The sequence below is a fragment of the Kitasatospora sp. NPDC059817 genome, assembly GCF_042731835.1.
In the GTDB taxonomy this organism is placed as follows: Bacteria; Actinomycetota; Actinomycetes; order Streptomycetales; family Streptomycetaceae; genus Kitasatospora.
The window spans coordinates 1-17,758 of the sequence record NZ_JBHWIR010000059.1 but is presented as its reverse complement, the minus strand read 5'-3'; the positions used below and the strand labels follow the sequence as shown (position 1 = coordinate 17,758).

Annotated in this window: 16 protein-coding genes and 1 pseudogene; 7 read left to right on the top strand and 10 right to left on the bottom strand. The window is 75.7% G+C overall.

Annotated features, from left to right (window positions below):
- Window positions 1-106 precede the first annotated feature (106 nt).
- Window positions 107-964, bottom strand: a complete 858-nt coding sequence (locus ACFV61_RS15365) for an EamA family transporter (RefSeq protein ID WP_380492036.1) — start codon at window positions 962-964, stop codon at window positions 107-109.
- 74 nt (window positions 965-1,038) lie between these two features.
- Here ACFV61_RS15365 and ACFV61_RS15360 point away from each other — a divergent pair, with 74 nt between their 5' ends.
- Together ACFV61_RS15360 and ACFV61_RS15355 are read left to right on the top strand one after the other, a co-directional pair.
- Window positions 1,039-1,908, top strand: coding sequence for a MurR/RpiR family transcriptional regulator (locus ACFV61_RS15360; RefSeq protein ID WP_380492034.1), 870 nt, complete (start codon window positions 1,039-1,041; stop codon window positions 1,906-1,908).
- Window positions 1,909-1,974: 66 nt separating this feature from the next.
- The gene (locus ACFV61_RS15355; RefSeq protein WP_063346980.1) at window positions 1,975-3,021 is read left to right on the top strand and encodes a LacI family DNA-binding transcriptional regulator; all 1,047 of its coding nucleotides are present in this window, start codon (window positions 1,975-1,977) and stop codon (window positions 3,019-3,021) included.
- Window positions 3,022-3,105: 84 nt separating this feature from the next.
- Here the strand turns inward: ACFV61_RS15355 and ACFV61_RS15350 are convergent, their stop codons facing one another.
- Both ACFV61_RS15350 and ACFV61_RS15345 read right to left on the bottom strand, forming a co-directional pair.
- Window positions 3,106-3,618: a GNAT family N-acetyltransferase gene (locus tag ACFV61_RS15350; protein WP_079135490.1), complete on the bottom strand. Its 513-nt coding sequence runs from the start codon at window positions 3,616-3,618 to the stop codon at window positions 3,106-3,108.
- 313 nt (window positions 3,619-3,931) lie between these two features.
- The gene (locus ACFV61_RS15345; protein ID WP_380492032.1) at window positions 3,932-4,384 is read right to left on the bottom strand and encodes a molybdopterin-dependent oxidoreductase; all 453 of its coding nucleotides are present in this window, start codon (window positions 4,382-4,384) and stop codon (window positions 3,932-3,934) included.
- Between the two features lie 417 nt (window positions 4,385-4,801).
- On the opposite strand from ACFV61_RS15345, the pseudogene ACFV61_RS15340 reads away from it, so the two are divergent.
- A pseudogene (locus tag ACFV61_RS15340) lies at window positions 4,802-5,104 on the top strand (PucR family transcriptional regulator ligand-binding domain-containing protein); the annotation flags it as partial.
- A gap of 646 nt (window positions 5,105-5,750) precedes the next feature.
- On the top strand, window positions 5,751-6,527 hold the full coding sequence (locus ACFV61_RS15335; RefSeq protein WP_380492030.1) for a PucR family transcriptional regulator: 777 nt from the start codon (window positions 5,751-5,753) through the stop codon (window positions 6,525-6,527).
- A 61-nt stretch (window positions 6,528-6,588) separates the two neighbouring features.
- Here the strand turns inward: ACFV61_RS15335 and ACFV61_RS15330 are convergent, their stop codons facing one another.
- The gene (locus tag ACFV61_RS15330) at window positions 6,589-7,056 is read right to left on the bottom strand and encodes a MarR family winged helix-turn-helix transcriptional regulator (protein WP_063350998.1); all 468 of its coding nucleotides are present in this window, start codon (window positions 7,054-7,056) and stop codon (window positions 6,589-6,591) included.
- 129 nt (window positions 7,057-7,185) lie between these two features.
- Between ACFV61_RS15330 and ACFV61_RS15325 the strand changes: the two genes are divergently transcribed.
- A complete protein-coding gene (locus ACFV61_RS15325) occupies window positions 7,186-7,968 on the top strand; it encodes a class III extradiol ring-cleavage dioxygenase (RefSeq protein ID WP_363631404.1) in 783 nt (260 codons plus the stop codon).
- A 22-nt stretch (window positions 7,969-7,990) separates the two neighbouring features.
- Here the strand turns inward: ACFV61_RS15325 and ACFV61_RS15320 are convergent, their stop codons facing one another.
- The 3 genes from ACFV61_RS15320 to ACFV61_RS15310 all read right to left on the bottom strand — a co-directional run bounded on the left by ACFV61_RS15320 (window position 7,991) and on the right by ACFV61_RS15310 (window position 9,550).
- Entirely contained in the window at window positions 7,991-8,638 is a 648-nt protein-coding gene (locus ACFV61_RS15320; protein ID WP_380341102.1) for an NAD(P)-dependent oxidoreductase, read from the bottom strand.
- A 221-nt stretch (window positions 8,639-8,859) separates the two neighbouring features.
- Complete coding sequence (locus ACFV61_RS15315; protein WP_380492029.1) at window positions 8,860-8,979, bottom strand: VOC family protein; 120 nt, start codon at window positions 8,977-8,979, stop codon at window positions 8,860-8,862.
- A gap of 4 nt (window positions 8,980-8,983) precedes the next feature.
- Entirely contained in the window at window positions 8,984-9,550 is a 567-nt protein-coding gene (locus ACFV61_RS15310) for a GNAT family N-acetyltransferase (RefSeq protein WP_380492027.1), read from the bottom strand.
- A gap of 243 nt (window positions 9,551-9,793) precedes the next feature.
- Here ACFV61_RS15310 and ACFV61_RS15305 point away from each other — a divergent pair, with 243 nt between their 5' ends.
- Window positions 9,794-11,332 carry an AMP-binding protein gene (locus ACFV61_RS15305; protein ID WP_380492025.1) on the top strand — a complete coding sequence of 513 codons (1,539 nt, stop codon included), beginning with the start codon at window positions 9,794-9,796 and terminating at the stop codon, window positions 11,330-11,332.
- Between the two features lie 51 nt (window positions 11,333-11,383).
- Here ACFV61_RS15305 and ACFV61_RS15300 read toward each other — a convergent pair whose 3' ends face one another.
- A complete protein-coding gene (locus tag ACFV61_RS15300; RefSeq protein ID WP_380492023.1) occupies window positions 11,384-12,166 on the bottom strand; it encodes a LuxR C-terminal-related transcriptional regulator in 783 nt (260 codons plus the stop codon).
- Window positions 12,167-12,325: 159 nt separating this feature from the next.
- On the opposite strand from ACFV61_RS15300, the gene ACFV61_RS15295 reads away from it, so the two are divergent.
- Window positions 12,326-13,162: a TIGR03084 family metal-binding protein gene (locus tag ACFV61_RS15295; RefSeq protein WP_380492021.1), complete on the top strand. Its 837-nt coding sequence runs from the start codon at window positions 12,326-12,328 to the stop codon at window positions 13,160-13,162.
- 57 nt (window positions 13,163-13,219) lie between these two features.
- Here the strand turns inward: ACFV61_RS15295 and ACFV61_RS15290 are convergent, their stop codons facing one another.
- Both ACFV61_RS15290 and ACFV61_RS15285 read right to left on the bottom strand, forming a co-directional pair.
- Window positions 13,220-16,465 (bottom strand): error-prone DNA polymerase, encoded by a 3,246-nt coding sequence (locus ACFV61_RS15290; protein ID WP_380492019.1) that lies wholly within the window; start codon window positions 16,463-16,465, stop codon window positions 13,220-13,222.
- Window positions 16,466-16,546: 81 nt separating this feature from the next.
- A partial coding sequence (locus tag ACFV61_RS15285) for a DNA polymerase Y family protein (protein ID WP_380492017.1) occupies window positions 16,547-17,758 on the bottom strand: 1,212 nt, incomplete at its 5' end.

The following is a 17,758-nucleotide window of genomic DNA, read 5'->3' as shown; positions in this document are numbered from 1 at the left end:
TCGCGCCTGGCGTGCGCCGCCCCTGCGGGGCGCCCCCCACCCGCTGGGGCGGCGCTGGGGGCGTCCCCCCCCCCCGCCCCGCCCCGCCCCCCGGCCAGGGCACGCCCTACGGCCGGGCCAGCTCCAGGACGGCTATCCCGGCCAGCACGATGAGGCTGGCGCTCAGCCGCAGCCGGCCGAGCCGCTCCCGGAACACCACGGTGGCGATCAGGGCGGCGATCACGATGCTCGTCTCGCGCAGCGCCGCGATCGTCGCCAAGTCCCCCCGGGACTGCGCCCACACCACCAGCCCGTAGGCCGTCAACGAGAACACGCCTCCCGCGATCCCCACCGGCACCACCGCGCCGACCCCGGCCAGCAACGAACGGCCGCGCCGGGCCCAGGCGATCAGCGCGAGCGTCGGCCCCTGCAACAGGAACAGCCAGGCCACGTAGCCGCCGACCGTCCCGGCGTGCCGGACGCCGCTGCCGTCCAGCACCGTGTAGACGGCGATCATCACGCCCGTCCCGGCGGCGGCCCCGAGCGCGGGCAGTTGCGCCCGCCCCGGGACGCCCTTGGCGAAGGCCAGCCCGATCAGGCCGCAGGAGATCACCACGACGCCCAACAGCTCGCCCGCGCCCGGGTGCTGGCCGAGCACGGTGGCCGACAGCAGGGCCACCAGCAGCGGCGCCGAGCCGCGCGCGATCGGGTACATCTGCCCGAAGTCGCCCAGCTGGTAGGCCCGTAGCAGCAGGACCGTCGACGTCGTCTGGACGGCGACCGAGGCCAGCAGGTACGGCCAGGCCGAGGCCGCCGGCAGCGGGTTGAGCAGCACCAGGACCAGTGCGCACGCGGTGTAGGTCAGGTTGATCAGCGCGAAGCCGACCAGCTTGTCCGCTATCCGGTGCGCCAGGCCGTTCCAGACGGCGTGCAGCACGGCCGCGGCGAGCACGGCCACCGGCACGGCCGGCACGATCTCGGGCATGGCGAAGCTCCCCTCCGACGGCCTTCCGGCGACCCGGCACGGCCTGGAACCGAATTCCACGCTACCCTAGCCCCATGGAAGGACATTCCGACATGACGCCCCTGGAGTCCCAGCTCGCCGCGCGGATCCGGGCCCGGCTCGGCGACCTGCGCGGCGCCGAGGCGCGGGTGGCCGAGGTGGTGCTCGACCGGGGCGCCGGCCTGGTGCACCTGAGCGTCAGCGACGTCGCCGCGCTGGCCGGCACCGCCCCCTCCTCCGTGGTCCGGGCCTGCCAGCGGCTCGGCTTCCGCGGCTACCAGGAGCTGAAGATCGCCGCCGCCCGGCACTCCCCCGCCACGGCCCCGGCCCCCGCCGACGACGACGCACGCGACCCGGCCGCCCGGGCCCTCGCCGACACCTTGCGGGCCGCCCGCGCGGCCCTGGACGGGATCACCGCCACGCTCACCGCCGACGACCTGCGGGCGGCCGCCGACGTGCTGGCCGGCGCCGGCCAGGTGGTGCTGGTCGGCTCCGGGCTGTCCGGCGCGGTGGTGCTCGACCTCGCCTACCGGCTGCGCGCGCTCGGCCTGCGCGTCGACGCCCCCGCCGACCCGCTCACCGCCCAGCTGGCCGCCGCCCAGCTCCCGCCCGACGGCGCCTGCTTCGCGGTCAGCCACGGCGGCGCCACCCCGCTGGTGATCGACGCCGCGCGCCGGGCCCGGGCGGCCGGGGCGGCCGTGGTCGCGCTCACCAGCTACGCCCGCTCGCCGCTCACCGAGACGGCCACCCACACCCTGGTCGCGGGCGGGCAGGACCTGGTCTTCGGCCTGGAGACCACGGCCAGCCGGCTCGCCCACCTGGCCGCCGTCGACGCGCTCGCCCAGACCCTGCTGGCGCTGCGCGGGCGACCCTCCGAACAGGCCCTCGGCCTCTCGGCGGACATCACCGCGGACCACACGTACTGACCACGGCGGGCGCCCGGCGGCGACGGCAGCCCGGAGCTGTCGGAGGCGCTGTGTAGGCTCGCGGGCATGGCGAGGGTGACACGGGACGATGTGGCGCGGGTGGCGGGAACGTCCACGGCGGTCGTGAGTTATGTGATCAACGACGGGCCGCGGCCGGTGGCGCCCGCGACCCGGGCGCGGGTGCTCGCGGCGGTCGAGGAGCTCGGCTACCGCCCCAACCGGGTCGCCCAGGCGATGGCACGGCGGCGGACCAACCTGCTCGGCATGGTCGTGCCGGACGCCCGCCAGCCGTTCTTCGCCGGACTCGCGCACGCCGTCGAGCAGGCCGCCGCCGACCACGGCCGGCTCCTGCTGATCGGCAACTCCGACTACGTGGACGAGCGCGAGGCGCACTACATCCGCGCGTTCCTCGGCATGCAGGTCGACGGGCTGATCCTGGTCACCCAGGACCCGGCCACCCCCGGGCTCACCGGCTTCGACGTGGGCGACGGCACCTCGGTCGTACTGCTGCACCACCGGGCGGAGACCGCCGACGGCGTCGCGGTGGTGGCGGACGACGAGGGCGGCGCCCGCGAGGTGGTCCGGCACCTGCTCGGGCACGGCCACGCCGAGGTGCACTGCTTCGGCGGCACCCTCGCGCTCAGCCCGCACGACCCGGTCACCGGGCGGACGGCCGGCTGGGCCGCCGCGCTGGCCGAGGCCGGGCTGGCGACCGAGGGGCGGCTGGTGCCGGCGCCGTTCGACCGCGTCCGGGCGCACGCCGAAGCGCTCGCCCTGCTGGCCCGGCCCGACCGGCCGTCCGCCGTGTTCTGCACGACCGACGACCAGGCGATCGGCCTGCTGCGGGCCGCCGACGACCTGGGCATCCGGGTGCCGGAGCAGCTCGCGGTGGCCGGTTTCGACGACATCGCCGAGGCGGTGATCGCCGGCCCGGCGCTGACCACCGTCGCGACCGCGCAGGACGAGATGGCCCGCGCCGCGGTCGACCTGGTCCTCGGCGGGGCCGAGCGGCGCTCCACCGGCGCGCGGACCTTCCCGGCCCGGCTGGTGCTGCGGCGCACCTGCGGCTGCCCGGCGCCGGAGCGGGCGACCGCAGGCGCAGCCGCGATCTGACTCCGCGCGCTCCGGGCCGGTCGGGCCGCTGCCGGGCCGCCTACCGCCGCGCGGGCGCGCCGGTCAGCGGAGTTCGCGCGCCGGTCAGCGGAGTTCGTCCGCGAGGAGGTCCATCAGCAGGTTGTCGTGCCAGGTGCCGTCCGGGCCGCGCTCGTACTGGCGCATGGTGCCGACGGAGCGGAAGCCGACCTTCGCGTAGCAGCGGATCGCGGCCGTGTTGTCGGCCGCCGGGTCGATGATCAGCCGGTGGTAGTGGTGGTGGTCGACGAGGTGGCGGGCCAGCGTGCGGACGGCGTCCGCGCCGAGGCCGACGCCGTGGACCTCCGGGTCGAGGTAGATGTCGATGCCGGCGTGCCGGTACTCGTCGTCGTTGTTGGCGTACCACTGGATGGCGCCGACGATCTTCCCGCCCACCTCGACGGCGAGGGTCTCGGTGTCGGGCTCCTCCAGGTCGCTGGCGACGGCGTCGGCGAGGTCGTCACCGCCCCGCCAGCGGGCGAACACCTCGGGCGTGCCGCGGATGGCCGCGAGCGCCGGGATGTCGTCGGTGCCGGCGGTGCGGAGGGTCACCAGGGTGCCGTGCAGAATCGTCCCCATATGGGGCATGTTGGCACGGAAACAGGCATCCGGCGAGCTCTTTTCGGTCTCGGCTGCGATCGGGCCCGCACCCCCTCCGAGCAGGGCCTACGGCCTCGGCGAGGATCCGACGGGGGCCCTCGTCAGACCTCCGGCCCGTAGGCACCGAGGCCCCGGCAGACCAAGCCGTCGCGGAAGGTCAGCACCTCGGCGACGGCCTGGCCCCGCTCGTTGCGGTAGTTGATGACGACGGTGTCCACGGAGGCGCGGACGTCCTCGACGGTGAAGTGCAGGTCGGGCAGGCGGTCGAGGCCCGGCTACGCGCGGCCGGGGCTCAGGCCGCCGGTTCACCCAGCGGGCCGAGCCACACGGCGGTGACCCCGCTGACGTAGCGGGCGCCGCAGTGGTCGTCGGGGACGACGAGCTGCGGGCCGGCGGCGTCCAGCGGGGCGCCGTCCATGCTGGTGGCCAGCAGGATCTGCTGGCCGCCGAAGTCGGGGTCGATCTCGGCCCAGGAGACGACGGCCCGGTGGCCGTCCGCGCCGCTGACCGACAGCAGGAAGCGCAGCCGCTGCTTGCGCCCGGAGAAGTCGATCCGGGGCCGGGCCGCGCACAGTACGTCCCAGAGCGCGGGCCCCTCGTAGTCGTGCCGCTGCTCGCCCTCGGCCAGGCAGTCGAAGCTGACCTCGACGCGGTGCGCGGGGAGGGCGCGCAGCTGGTCGACCGACAGCTCGGCGGGCCGGTCGAAGTGGCCGTGCAGCCGGACGGTGGGGCTCGACGGGGTCATGGTGCTCCCTCCTCCCGGGCCGCGCCGCTGCGACCCGGGAGGGGGTTACCCGAGGGAGGGCCCTGGCATTCGCAGCTGCGGCGCCGAAAGGATGATTTCAGCGGCAGCTGCGATGGGATGGAGCGCTTTCGGCTGGCAACTGCGGGGACAGGGGCGGGCATGTCCGAGGAGGCGGCTCGGCGCGCCCCGCACCGGCGGAAGCCGGCGGAAGCCGATGGAAGCGGCACCGCAATCGGGCGGACGACTGGTTCCGCACGCCCTCCGAGGGGTCCCACGCTGGATGATCCGACAAGAAGAATCACCGCCGCATGACTTGCATTTACGATGCCCATGCACATCTGAACCTTGCACTTGCGAGGAGCAGCCGTGCGCGGCGCACAAAGGCGAGAGCGAGAGCGAGAGCGAGATGAGCGAGAGATGATCGTCGGCGACCTGCTGCACCTCGACGACCTGGACATCCGCCTGGCCTGGGGCACCCCGGACCTGCTCGACCGCCCGGTCACCGGGCTCAGCTCCACCGACCTCCAGGACCCGGCCCGCTACCTCCAGCCCGGCGAACTCGTCCTCACCGGCCTGGTCTGGTGGCAGCCCGCCGACGCCTCCGGCGCGCTGCGCTTCGCCACCGCCCTGCGCAGCGCGGGCGTGGCGGCGCTGCTGGCCGGCGAGGGCACCCACGGCAGCGTCCCGGACAGCCTCGCCGACGCCTGCCGCACCCACGGCATCCCGCTGCTGGCGGTGCCCGCCGGAGTCAGCTTCCGTGCCGTCACCGACCGCGTCTACCTGCGGCTCTGGGGGGACCTGCGGGCCGGCGCCCAGGACACCGCGGCGATCCCGGAGACCGTCCGGCACGAACTGCTCGACCTGCTGCACGCGGACGCCGGGGCCGGCGAGGTACTGGCCCACGCGGTCGGCCGGCTCGGGGTGGCGGACTGCTCGATCACCACCGCCGGCGGCCGGGCCGTCGCCGCCACCGCCGCTGCCGCCACCGCCGCACCCGCCACTGCCGCACCCGTCCCGCCCGCCGGGCGAGGCGACACCGGGCTGCCCGTCGGGCCCCAGGACGGCTCGCCGTTCGACGGCTGGCGGCTGCGCCCGCACCTGCGCTCGGCGGCGGCCGAACCGGCACTCCAGGCCCTGGCCGAACTGCTCGCCCCGCTCGCCGCCCGCGCCCACGCCGACGCGGGCGCGCGGCGCCGGGCCGCCGGGCGGCTACTGGACGCGCTCGCCGGGGAGGCCCGGGGCGCCGCGCCCCGCGCGGCCCGCAGGCGGGGGGGGGGCGCGGGGCGGGGGGGGGGGGCGGCCCCGCCCGAGCCCGCCGCCGCCCCCCCCCGCGGCGGGCGGGGGGCGCGGGGCCGCGGGGCGGCTAGTGCACGCGCTCGCGGGGGCGGCGGGGCTCGCCGCGCCGCTCGCGACCTGCAGGCTGGGCGGGGCCGAGTCGCTGGTGGCGGTCACCGCGCGGATCGACGGCGGCCGGGCGGGCGAGGCGGGTGCCGCGCCGGGCGACGGCCCGCCCGTCGCCTGGGCGGCGTACGCGCTGGCCGAGGCGCTGCACCCGCTCGGCGCGCCGTACGCCGCCGGGACCGACCGCGGCGGGCGGTCCGCCGCGCTGGTGGCCGCACCGGTCGAGCAGGTCGCCGAACGGCTGCGCCGGGCCCGGCCCGCGCTGCAGAGCCGGCTGACCGGCCGGTGCACCCTGCGGATGGGCGTCGGCCCGGCCGCCCCGCCCGCCCCCGCCGCGCTGCGGGCGGCGCTGGTGCAGGCCCGCTACGTACTGGAGGGCTCGGCCGGCCCGGTCGGCAGCGCCGCCGAACTGGACTCGCTGGACGGACTGCTTCGCGGCATCCCGCCGGAGGTGACGGCCGCCTTCCACGCCCGGCTGCTGGCCCCGCTGGCCGCCCACGACCGGGCGAACAGCGTCTCGCTGCTGGGCACCCTGGCGGTCTTCCTGGACCACGACGGCTCGTGGGCGCGGACGGCCGAGGCGCTGTGCATCCACGTCAACACCGTGCACTACCGGATCCGCCGGATCGAGGAGCTGACCGGCCGCAGCCTGGCCCGACTGCGGGACCGGCTCGACCTGCGGACCGCCCTGCTCTGCGCCCCGCAGCCGGTCCGGGCTCAGGCCCCGGCTCAGGCTCGGTAGACCGCCGAACGGGAGCGGCGGCTGCTGCGGGGGGCAGCGCAGGGGAACTGACTGAGGGACTTCAGGGTGTGTCGTCGAGGCGCAGCCGGGCGCTGACCTCGCCGAGGCTTTCGGCGAGCACGGCCAGCTGCTCGCGGGTGAGCACGTCGATCAGCAGCTCGCGGACCAGGGCGACGTGCCCGGGTGCGGCCTGCCGCAGTGACTCCCGCCCCTGGTCGGTGAGTTCGGCGATGACGCCGCGCACGTCGCTGGGGCAGGAGCGGCGGGCGACCAGGCCCATCCGCTCCAGCTGGGTGACCTGGTAGGTGAGGCCGCTCTTGGAGGTGACCAGCTTGTCGGCGAGTTCGGTCATCCGCAGCGCGTGGGCCGGGGCGGCGGACAGGTGGACCAGGATCTCGTACTGCTGGTGCGAGAGGCCGGAGTCCTCCTTGAGCTGGCGCTCCAGTCGGCGGTTGAGCAGGTTGCTCGCGACGACGAAGCCCCGCCAGGCAGCCATCTCGTCCTGGTCCAGCCAGCGGGGTTCGTTCAGTGTGGACATGCAGTGAAGCCTACTCCTGTTGTTCAAATTCGAACGAAGGTGTACGGTCAGCGAGTAGAGGTTCAAATTTGAACTACTCTGTCGAGCCACCAGTCCCGTTCGACCCAGGAGGAGGACGCCATGAGCACCGCGGCCCCCGAGCGTATGCCCGCCCTGTACCTCTCGCACGGCGCGCCGCCGCTCGCCGACGACCCGGTCTGGCCCGGTGAACTGGCCGCCTGGTCCGCCGACCTGCCCCGGCCCAAGGCCGTCCTGATGGTCTCCGCCCACTGGGAGGAGGCACCGCTCGCCCTCGGCGCCGTCACCACCGTGCCGCTGGTGTACGACTTCTGGGGCTTCCCCGAGCACTACTACCAGGTCCAGTACGCCGCCCCCGGCGCACCGGCGCTCGCCGACCGCGTCCGCAAGCTGCTGCGCGCCCCCGGCACGCCCGTCCAGGACATCCCCGACCGCGGCCTCGACCACGGCGCGTACGTCCCGCTGGTGGAGATGTTCCCGGAGGCCGACATCCCCGTCCTCCAGATCTCCATGCCCACGCTCGACCCGCAGCGGCTGCTGGAGATCGGCCGCCGGCTCGCCCCGCTGCGCGACGAGGGCGTGCTGATCGTCGGCAGCGGCTTCTTCACCCACAACCTGCGGGCGCTCAGCAACGACGGCCGGATCAGCTCGGTGATGGCCGAGTTCGACGACTGGGGCCGGCGCGCCCTGGACGCCCACGACCTGGACGCGCTGCTCGACTTCGAGCGCAAGGCCCCCGCCGGGCGGCTCGCCCACCCGCGCACCGAGCACTTCGCCCCGCTGTTCGTCACCCTCGGCGCCGGCGAGGCCGACCTCGGCAGCCAGCGCAGCGTCATCGACGGGTTCTGGATGGGGCTCGCCAAGCGGTCGATCCAGCTCGGCTGACCGAGCGCACCGTAACTGAGGGTTACAGCGCGCAGCAGGTGAAGCGCTCGCCGATGTGCTCGGGCTGCTCGGCCTCGTCGACCAGGGCGACCGCGTAGTCCGGCACCGAGATCCGGCTGCGCCCGGCAGCATCCGTGAGCAGCTGCTCCAGGCCCGTCCGGTAGCGGCCGGTCCGCTCCCCCGGGCCGATCTCGGCGGCCGGGCTGAGCACCGTCCAGCGGACGTCGGAGACCGCCCGGTAGAAGTCCAGCGCCGCGCCGTGCGCGTGCATGATCTCCAGCACCGGCTCCGGCAGCCCCGGCGCGTCCCAGACCCGCACCCCCGGCGCGGTCTCCAGGCTGCCCGCGCCGCCGACCGCGATCAGCCGGGGCGCGGCGTCGCCGAGCGAGCGCAGGCCCTCCACCAGCGAACGGGCGGCCGGCCCGATCAGCGCCAGGTGGCCCGGGCCGTCGCCGCCGCCGACCGCGCTCACCAGGACGTCCTGGCCGGCCGCCACCCGGGCCACCTGGGCCGGGTCCAGGACGTCCGCGCGTTCGACGAAGGCCGCCTCACCCTGGTAGCGGTCCGGGTCGCGGACCACCGCGGTGACTTCGTGCCCGCGCGCGGCCGCCTCCGCGACGATGGCACTGCCGATGGTGCCGTTGGCGCCGATCACGGCGATTCTGGCCATGGGGTACCTGCCTGTCTCTCGGGTGGTGGGGTCGGGGAAGCTCGCCGCGACGTGGCATCAGCCAGGTTCGATTATCGGACGGTTCCACTGCGACGGCCCGAGACGTCGGCCTGTCGTGTGACGGGTGCGCCGGGCGGGGCGAACCGAACGGCCGCCAAGTCCTCGTGGACTCGGCGGCCGGTCGTTCAGGCGGTGGCCCGGGTGGTGGCCCAAACGTTGGCTCAGGCGGTGCCGGTGGCGACGCGCTCGGCCAGGGTGCCGTCCAGCGCCTGGGCCCAGAACTGCGCGAGGCCGTGCGGGTCGGCGCAGTCGATCGTCACGTGTCGTACCAGAGATCCCATCCGGCTACTCTGACCTGCCGCGTTCGGCCCCGTCCAGCCGTTTCCTGGAGTGCCGGTGACCGTCCAACGGGAACTCCGGCGGCAAGGCCGTCAGCACCTCCTGGAAGGCGTAGCCGCTCTTCTCCGCGACCCGGCAGGAGGCCGCGTTGTCCACCTGGTGCAGCAGGTCGATCCGGACCAGGCCGTCGTCGGCGAGCACCTCGAAGGCCCAGGCGGTGAGCGCCACCACCGCGCGCGGGGCCACCCCCCGGCCGCGGGCCGCGGCCGCCGTCCAGTAGCCCACCTCGGCCGCCTCCCCGCCCGGGGTGCCGCGCTTGAGCGCGACGTTGCCGAGCAGTTCGCCCGTGCCGGGCTCCAGCACCGCGAAGCTGTACCGGCGGCCCTCCGCCCGGCCCCGGTACTGCAGCCCGAGCCAGTGCGCGGCCTCCTCGGCGTTCCCCACCGGGGTGCGGGTGAAGCGGCGCAGCGTCTCGTCCCGGTACGCCTCGATCAGGGCCGGCGCGTCCGCGTCCTCGAAGGGGCGCAGCAGCAGGCCCGCGGCCCTCGGGTGCGCGGTGACGGGGGCGGTCACCGCACTCCCCCGGCCTCGTGGCGGGTGCTGCCCGGTCGTCGGTCGCTCATGGTGCTTCTCCCCGTGGGTGCATGGCCGTTCGCTGCGATCTTCCTAGCAGGTGGCCGGTGGGCCCGCCGCATCGGTCGCCCGTCTGTTCGCGACGGGCTCAGCAAACGGAATCCGCTCCTTCCACTCTGCTCCCACCGGCGACACCCCCGATCGGGGGTGTCCGGCGGGCGGGTGGGAGAGGACAGTGGGCGCATGCAGATTCCACTCTCCGTGATGGACTTCCTCGACCGGGCCGAGCTGGTCTACGGCGACCGGGTCGGCATCGTCGACGAGCCGGTGCAGCCGGCCGAATCCTGGGGCGAGCTGAGCTACCGCCGGGTCGCCGAACTGGCCCGGGCGCAAGCGGCCGGGCTGGACCGGCTGGGCGTCGGGCCGGGCGAGCGGGTCGCCGTCGTGTCGCACAACTCGGCCCGGCTGCTGACCTCCCTGTTCGGGGTGAGCGGGTACGGGCGGGTGCTGGTCCCGGTGAACTTCCGACTGAAGGCCGAGGAGGTGGCGTACATCGTCGAGCAGAGCGGCGCGTCCGTCCTGCTGGTCGACCCCGAACTCGCCGACGCGCTGGGCGGGGTGACGGCCAAGCACAAGTTCGTGCTCGGCGCGGACAGCGACGCGCTGCTCCACGACTTCGACAACTCCCCCCGGCGGTACGAGATCGCCGAGAACGACACCGCCACGATCAACTACACCAGCGGAACCACCGCCCGCCCCAAGGGCGTTCAGCTCACCCACCGCAACATCTGGCTGAACGCGGTACTGATGGGCCTGCACTACGGCGCCGGCGACCGGGACGTCTACCTGCACACCCTGCCGATGTTCCACGCCAACGGCTGGGGCCTGCCGTTCGCCCTCACCGGGCTCGGCGCCCGGCACATCGTGCTGCGCAAGGTCGACGGCGCGGAGATCCTGCGCCGGGTCGAGCGGCACGGGGTGACCTTTCTCAGCGGCGCGCCCGCCGTGGTCCAGATGGTGCTGGACGCGGCCGCCGAGTGGGACGGCCCGGTGCCAGGCCGGGACCGGGTGCGGATCGTGGTGGCCGGCGCGCCGCCGCCGACCTCGGTGGTGCAGCAGGTCGAGTCCGAGCTGGGCTGGGAGTTCATGCAGCTCTACGGCCTGACCGAGACCTCCCCGGTGGTCACGGTCAACCGCTCGCGCGCCGAGTGGGACGCCCTGCCCGCCGCCGAACGGGCCGAGAAGCTGGTGCAGGCGGGCGCCCCGGCGCTCGGCACCCGGCTGCGGGTCGACGCCTCCGGCGAGATCCTGGTGCGCTCCAACACCGTGCTGGACGGCTACTGGCAGCAGCCCGCGGCCACCGCGGACGCCCTGCGGGACGGCTGGTTCCACACCGGCGACGGCGGCGTCCTCGGCCAGGACGGCCAACTGACCATCTCGGACCGGAAGAAGGACGTCATCATCAGCGGCGGGGAGAACGTCTCCTCGATCGAGGTGGAGGACTGCCTGTACGGCCACCCGGCGGTCGCCGAAGCCGCGGTGATCGGAGTGCCGCACGAGAAGTGGGGCGAGACCGTCAAGGCGCTGGTGGTCCTCCGGGAGGGCCAGGAGGCCATCACCGAGGCCGAGTTGATCGCGCACTGCAAGCAGCGGCTGGCCGGCTACAAGTCGCCCACCTCGGTGGAGTTCCGGGCGGCCCTGCCGCGGACCGCCACCGGGAAGCTGCAGAAGTTCCGGCTGCGCGAGCCGTACTGGGCGGGGCGGGAGCGGCAGGTCGGCTGAGGCGCACCCACTGGCCCCGACCAGGCACGTTCACCGGTCGACCAGGCACGTTCACCGGTCGATCAGGCCGGACTCGCGTGCCGCCAGGGCGAGTTCGGTGCGGTTGCGGACGCCGAGCTTGTGCATCGCGGACTTCAGGTAGCCCGTCACGGTGTTGCAGGTGAGGCCCAGCCGGGCGGCGATCTCCGGATTGGTCCGGCCGGTCGCCGCCCAGCGCAGCACCTCGTGCTCGCGCGGGGTCAACGGCCGCACGGGGGCGGCCCGTCGGGGCGGCGCGGACCGCCAGGCGGCCGCCCCGGCCAGGGCCCGGGTCGCCGTCGCGGCCAGTTCGCCGACGGCGGCGATCCGCACGTCCCCGAACGGGACGACGGCACGCAGCGACGCGTACACCACGCCGTACACGGTGTCGCCGTACAGCAGCGGCACGGTGAGCATCGCGTACAGGTCCTCGGCGCTGACGGCGGCGTCGTGGTCGTGCGAGATCGTGGTGGCGGCACGGTAGTCGGGCACCCAGCTGGGCGCCCGCTCGGCCAGCGCCCGCCCGCCCAGGCCGGTGCCGGTCGGGACGGCCCGGTCGTGCAGCAGGTCGGCCCGGGTGCCGGCCCAGTGGCGCAGCACCATGCCCGCGTCGCGCCCCCGGGGCCCGGCCGGCGGCTGCGGCACGCCGACCAGTCCGACGTCGGCCCCGCACTCGGCCACCACCCGCCGCGCGAGGTCGCCGAGCACGGCGTCCCGCACCAACTCGGCGGCACGGGCGGCGAGCCCGGGATCGTCCGAGTGCGCCGGGGTGGTGAGGGTGTCCGCGGCCCCGGGGCCCGTCTTCGCCCTTGTCATCGCGAGATTGTCACACGCGGCACGGCCGCTGGCGAGAGTGCTGACATGGGTGTTCCCCGCGTCTTCGACGCAGTGGCGGGCACGGCGGCCGGGCCGGGCGTAGGGTGCGGCCGTGACGTACCGGCGGGTAGTGCGCCGGACCCGGAAGGAGGGAAACCGATGACGGACCCGAACACCCCGACGACGCCCGCGGCGGACGTCCTGGCCGCGCTGCTGGACGACCTGCGGGCCGAGAGCGCGGCGCTGGACGCCCTGGTGGCCGGACTGGACCCGGTCGGCTGGGCGCGCCCGACGCCCGCCGAGGGCTGGACGATCGCGCACCAGATCGCCCACCTGGCCTGGACCGACGACTGGACGGCGCTGGCCGCGCGCGACGCGGACGGCTTCGCCGCCACCCTCGACGAGCGCTTCGGCACGCTGCCGGCCGCCGGCGTCGACCCGGTGGACGAGGGCGCGGCGAGCGGCGCGGCCGCCGCACCCACGGACCTGCTCGCCCGCTGGCGCGCCGGCCGGGAGGAGGTGTCGGCCGCACTGGCCGCCACCCCGGCCGGCACCCGGCTGCCGTGGTTCGGCCCGCCGATGAAGCCCGCCTCGATGGCCACCGCCCGACTGATGGAGACCTGGGCGCACGGCCAGGACGTCGCCGACGCGCTCGGCGCCGCCCGCGAGCCCACCGCCCGGCTGCGGCACATCGCCCACCTGGGGCTGCGCACCCTCGGCTTCGCGTTCACCCTGCACGGGCTGCCCGCCCCCGAATCGCCCGTCCGGCTCGAACTGACCGCGCCCGACGGCGGCCTGTGGACCTTCGGACCGGACGGCGCCACCGACCGGGTGACCGGCCCGGCCCTGGACTTCTGCCTCCTGGTGACGCAGCGCCGCCACCGCGACGACCTCGCCCTCACCGCCACCGGCCCCACCGCGACCGCCTGGCTCCCCATCGCCCAGGTCTTCGCCGGCGCCCCGGGCAAGGGGCGGACGCCCGCCCGAGCTGACTGATCGTCACATCCCCTGGCGTGGAGGGCGGTCCAGGGTCCCGCCCTCGGCTCACCCCGCTCAGAGTCCGATCCGCAGCGGGGTGAGCCGGGTGGCGATCAGGTTGGTGGCGCCGCGGTCGCGCTCGATGCGGCCGTGGACCAGCAGGCCGGCCCGGTCGAGGGCGGTGCGGCGCTGGGACTCCCAGACCGGGCGGTTGCAGACCACGTTGATCAGGCCGGTCTCGTCCTCCAGGCTGAGGAAGAGCACCCCGCCGGCCGTCGGTGGCCGCTGCCGGTGGGTGACCAGGCCGCCGACCACCACCTCCGATCCCGGCGCCGCGTCGGGGAGTTCGGCGGCGGACAGGGCGCCGCCGCGCTCCAGGCAGGCGCGCAGGTGCTGGAGCGGGTGGCTGGTGGCGGAGGTTCCGGTGGCCCACAGGTCGGCGATGGTCTCCTCGACCGGGCTCATGCCGGGCAGCGGCGGCGCCTCCGTCCCGGGCGTGGTCCCCGGGATCAGCGCGGCCGAGATCCCGGCGAACGCCCCGGCCGCCCACAGCGCCTGACGTCTCATCAGCCCGAAGCAGTCGAAGGCGCCCGCCGTCGCCAGCGCCTCCAGCGCCGGCGCGGGCAGACCGGTGCGGCGCGCGAAGTCCTCCAGGTCGGCGTACGGTTGCCCGGCCGCGATCGCCGCGGCCTGCGGGGCGCCGATGCCGCGCACCGTCTCCAGGCCCAGCCGGATCGCCGGCTGCGGGCGGCCCGCGGTCAGCGGCGGCTCCGGCGTCGCCCCCCGGTGCGGCTCCAGGGTGGGGCGCGGCGCGCTGGCGTTGACGTCCACCCCGCGCACCCGCACGCCGTGCCGCCGGGCGTCCGCGACCAGGCTCAGCGGCGAGTAGAAGCCCATCGGCTGGTTGGCCAGCAGGGCGCAGGTGAAGGCCGCCGGGAAGTGGTACTTGAGCCAGGCGCTGGCGTACACCAGGTAGGCGAAGCTGATCGCGTGGCTCTCCGGGAAGCCGTAGTTGGAGAACGCCTCGATCTTGCCGTAGACGTCCTCGGCGACCTCCTCGGGGATGCCGCGCTCGGCCATCCCGCCGAGCAGCCGCTCGCGCAGCCGGGCGACCCGCTCGTGCGAGCGCTTGGCACCCATCGCCTGCCGCAGCCGGTCCGCCTCGGCGGGCGTGAACCCGGCGCAGTCGATGGCGAGTTGCATCATCTGCTCCTGGAACAGCGGCACCCCGAGGGTCTTGCCGAGCGCGTTCTCCATCAGCGGGTGCGGGCAGCCGGCCGGTTCGGCGCCCGCCCGGCGGCGCAGGTACGGGTGCACGGAGCCGCCTTGGATCGGGCCGGGCCGGATCAGCGCGACCTCGACCACCAGGTCGTAGAAGTGGTCCGGCTTGAGCCGGGGCAGCGTCGCCATCTGGGCCCGCGACTCGACCTGGAACACGCCGACGGTGTCCGCCCGGCGCAGCATCGCGTACACGCCCGCGTCGCCGTCCGGGATGGTGGCCAGGTCGTAGCGCAGGCCATGGTGCTCGGCGACCAGGTCGCAGGCGTCGTGCAGCGCGGCGAGCATGCCGAGGCCGAGCAGGTCGATCTTCACCAGCCCGGCGCCGGCGGTGGACTCCTTGTCCCACTGCAGCACCGAACGCCCGGGCATCCGGGCCCACTCGGTCGGGCAGATCTCGCCGATCGGCTCCCTGGTGAGCACCATGCCGCCCGAGTGGATGCCCAGGTGGCGCGGCAGGCCGTGGAGTTGGGCGGCGAGCGAGAGCACGTCGGCGGGGATCACGGCGTCCGCGCCGGGCGCGGAGCGGAAGTCGGTCTGCCGGCTGAACGCGTCCACCTGGCCCTGCGGATAGCCGAGCACCCTGGCCGCGTCGCGGATCGCCAGCCGGGGCCGGTAGGTGATCACGTTGGCGACCTGCGCGGCGTGCTCGCGGCCGTAGCGGCGGTAGACGTACTGGATGACCTCCTCGCGGCGGCGGTTCTCGATGTCCAGGTCGATGTCGGGCGGCCCGTCCCGGGCGGTGGACAGAAAGCGTTCGAACAGCAGCTTGTAGTGGACCGGGTCGACGGCGGTGATCCCCAGGGCGTAGCAGACCGCCGAGTTGGCGGCCGAGCCGCGGCCCTGGCACCAGATGTCCTGGCTCCGGCAGAAGTCGACGATGTCGTGCACGATCAGGAAGTAACCGGCCAGGTCGAGGTCCTCGATGACGTCCAGCTCCAGGGCGAGCTGGCGCCGGGCGGCCGCGTTGCCGGGCCCGAAGCGGGCCGGGCCCCCGGTGGCGACCAGGGCGCGCAGGTGGCTGATCTCGCTCTCGCCCTCCGGGACGGGGAAGCCCGGGAGCTCCGGGTCCAGCCTGGTGAAGTCGAAGGCGCAGGAACGGCCGAGTTCGGCGGTGGCCCGCCGCACCCCCGGGAAGCGGGCCAGCCGGGCGGCCATCTCCCGGCCGGAGCGCAGGTGCGCGGTGCCCGCGGCCCGCGTCCAGCCGACCGCGTCCTGGAGGGTGCGGCGCCCGTGCAGCGCGGCCAGGCTCTGCGCCAGCCGGCCCTGGGCCGGGCCGGCATGGTGGGCGTTGGTGGAGGCGACCACCGGGAGGCCCTGCTCGGCGGCGAGCGCGGCGAGGGCGTCATTGCGCCGGTCGTCGCCGGGAAGCCACTGGTCGATCAGCTCCACGTGGACGTTGTCGCGGCCGAACGCCTCGGTCAGGGTGTGGAGTTGGTGCCCGGCCGTGCCGTCATCGAGCTTTGCCGGGACGCGGCCGAGGCGGCAGCCGGTGAGCACCGCCCAGTGGCCGCCGTGCGCCCCGGCCAGCGCCGCGAGGTCGTACGCCGGGCGGCCCTTCGCGCCGCCGGCCAGCTGGGCGGCGGCGATCGCGGCGGACAGCCGGCGGTAGCCGGTCGGGTCGCGGGCCAGGACCAGCAAGTGTTCCACCTCTGTGCCGTTGTGACGGATCGTCAGTTCGGCGCCGAACACGGTGGCCACGCCCGTCCCCCGGGCCGCCTCGGCCAGCCGGACCGCGCCGTACAGGCCGTCGTGGTCGGTGATCGCCAGCGTCTCCACGCCCAGCCGGGCCGCCTCGGCGACCAGGTCCTCCGGGTCGCTGGCGCCGTCCAGGAAGCTGAAGGCGGAGTGGACGTGCAGTTCGGCCCAGGGCTCGCTGCCATCGCCGGGGGTTCCGGGGGTTCCGGGGACTCCGGGGGCTCCGGGGGCGGGCTCCTCCTGGGCGGGGCGGCGCAGGGGGACGACCGTACGGTCCGGCGCGGCGCCGGTCAGGCGGCGGTGCAGCTCGCTCCAGGGGAGGGTGGGGTGGCTGGTGAAGCCCATCGGGGGTCGCCTTCGTTCTCGCGGTTCGTCACCTCTCCCCCCTCGGATCCCCCCTCGGATCCCCCCTCGGGCCGGTGGCCGTCAGTCGTAGCCGGCCTCCAGGTACCACGCACCCCCCTCCACCGTGAGCAGCAGCGCCCGGCCACCGCCCAGCACGACCTGGAACCGGGCCCGGCGGCGGGCGAGCGACTGGTCCCACCAGTACTCGACCGCCGGCCAGGGGCCGGTCCAGCCGTCCACCCGCTCCTGTCGCCCCTGCCCCTCCCTGCCCGACGGGCCATCGTGGAACACCACCAGGGCCGGGCGGGCCGACACCCCCGCCCGGCCGTCCACCGTGACCGGCAGCCCGGCCTCGTCCAGCACCCGCACCGGCACCGGCTCCCGCAGCACCACCGCCGGCCACACGTCCGGCAGCCGCCCGGGCCAGGGCGCGCCGACCGACCCCGCCGCCTCGTACGGTTCGCCCCACGGCACCTTGACCGCCTGCTCGCCCGGACCGCGCCCGCCGGCCGGCTCGATCCGGCGCAGCCCGGCATGCCCGAGCACCGCCTGCACCCGGGCCACCGCGCGCTCCACCCGGTCGTCCGCGACCGCCTGGCCCCACAGCGCCAACTGGCGCCCCTGGTCCGGGGAGAGGCCGTCGGGGGCCAGCCGGAGCAGGGCGAACCCGACGTCGGGCGCCTCCCCGGACGCCTCCCCGGACGCCTCCCCGGACGCGGCGAACGTGCCCGCGCCCTGCCAGGCCTGGAGTTGCCAGCGGACCCGCTCGGCCAGCGCCGTCGCCGACAGCCCGCCCTCGTGCCGCCACAGCCGCGAGGCCGTCCGCCCGTCCGCGCAGGCCACCTCGACGGCCACCCGGCGGCAGGTCAGCCCGGCCCCGGCCAGCCGCTGGTGCAGCTGCTCGGCCAGCGTGCGGGCGACGAACACCAACGGCTCCGCCAGCGGCTCGGGCGGGTCGAAGCGCTGCTCGACGGCGAGGTCCGGCTCCTGGTCGCGCGGCACCAGCGGGCGCGGCTGCAAGCCCCGGGCCAGCCGGTGCGCCACCGCCCCCGCCGGGCCGAAGCGGTCCGCGACCGCCTCGGGCGGCAGCGCGGCGAACGCCCTGACGGTCGGCAGGCCGAGCCGCCCCAGCACCTCCGCCAGCGCCTCGTCGCCGAGCACGCCCACCGGGTACGGCGCGAGGAACTCCGCCGTCCGCCCGGCCGGAACCAGCACTCCGGCGCGGGCGGCGAGCACGGCGGCGAACAGGCCGTCGGCGACGCCGACCTGGGCGGGCGGGGGCGGGGGGTGCTC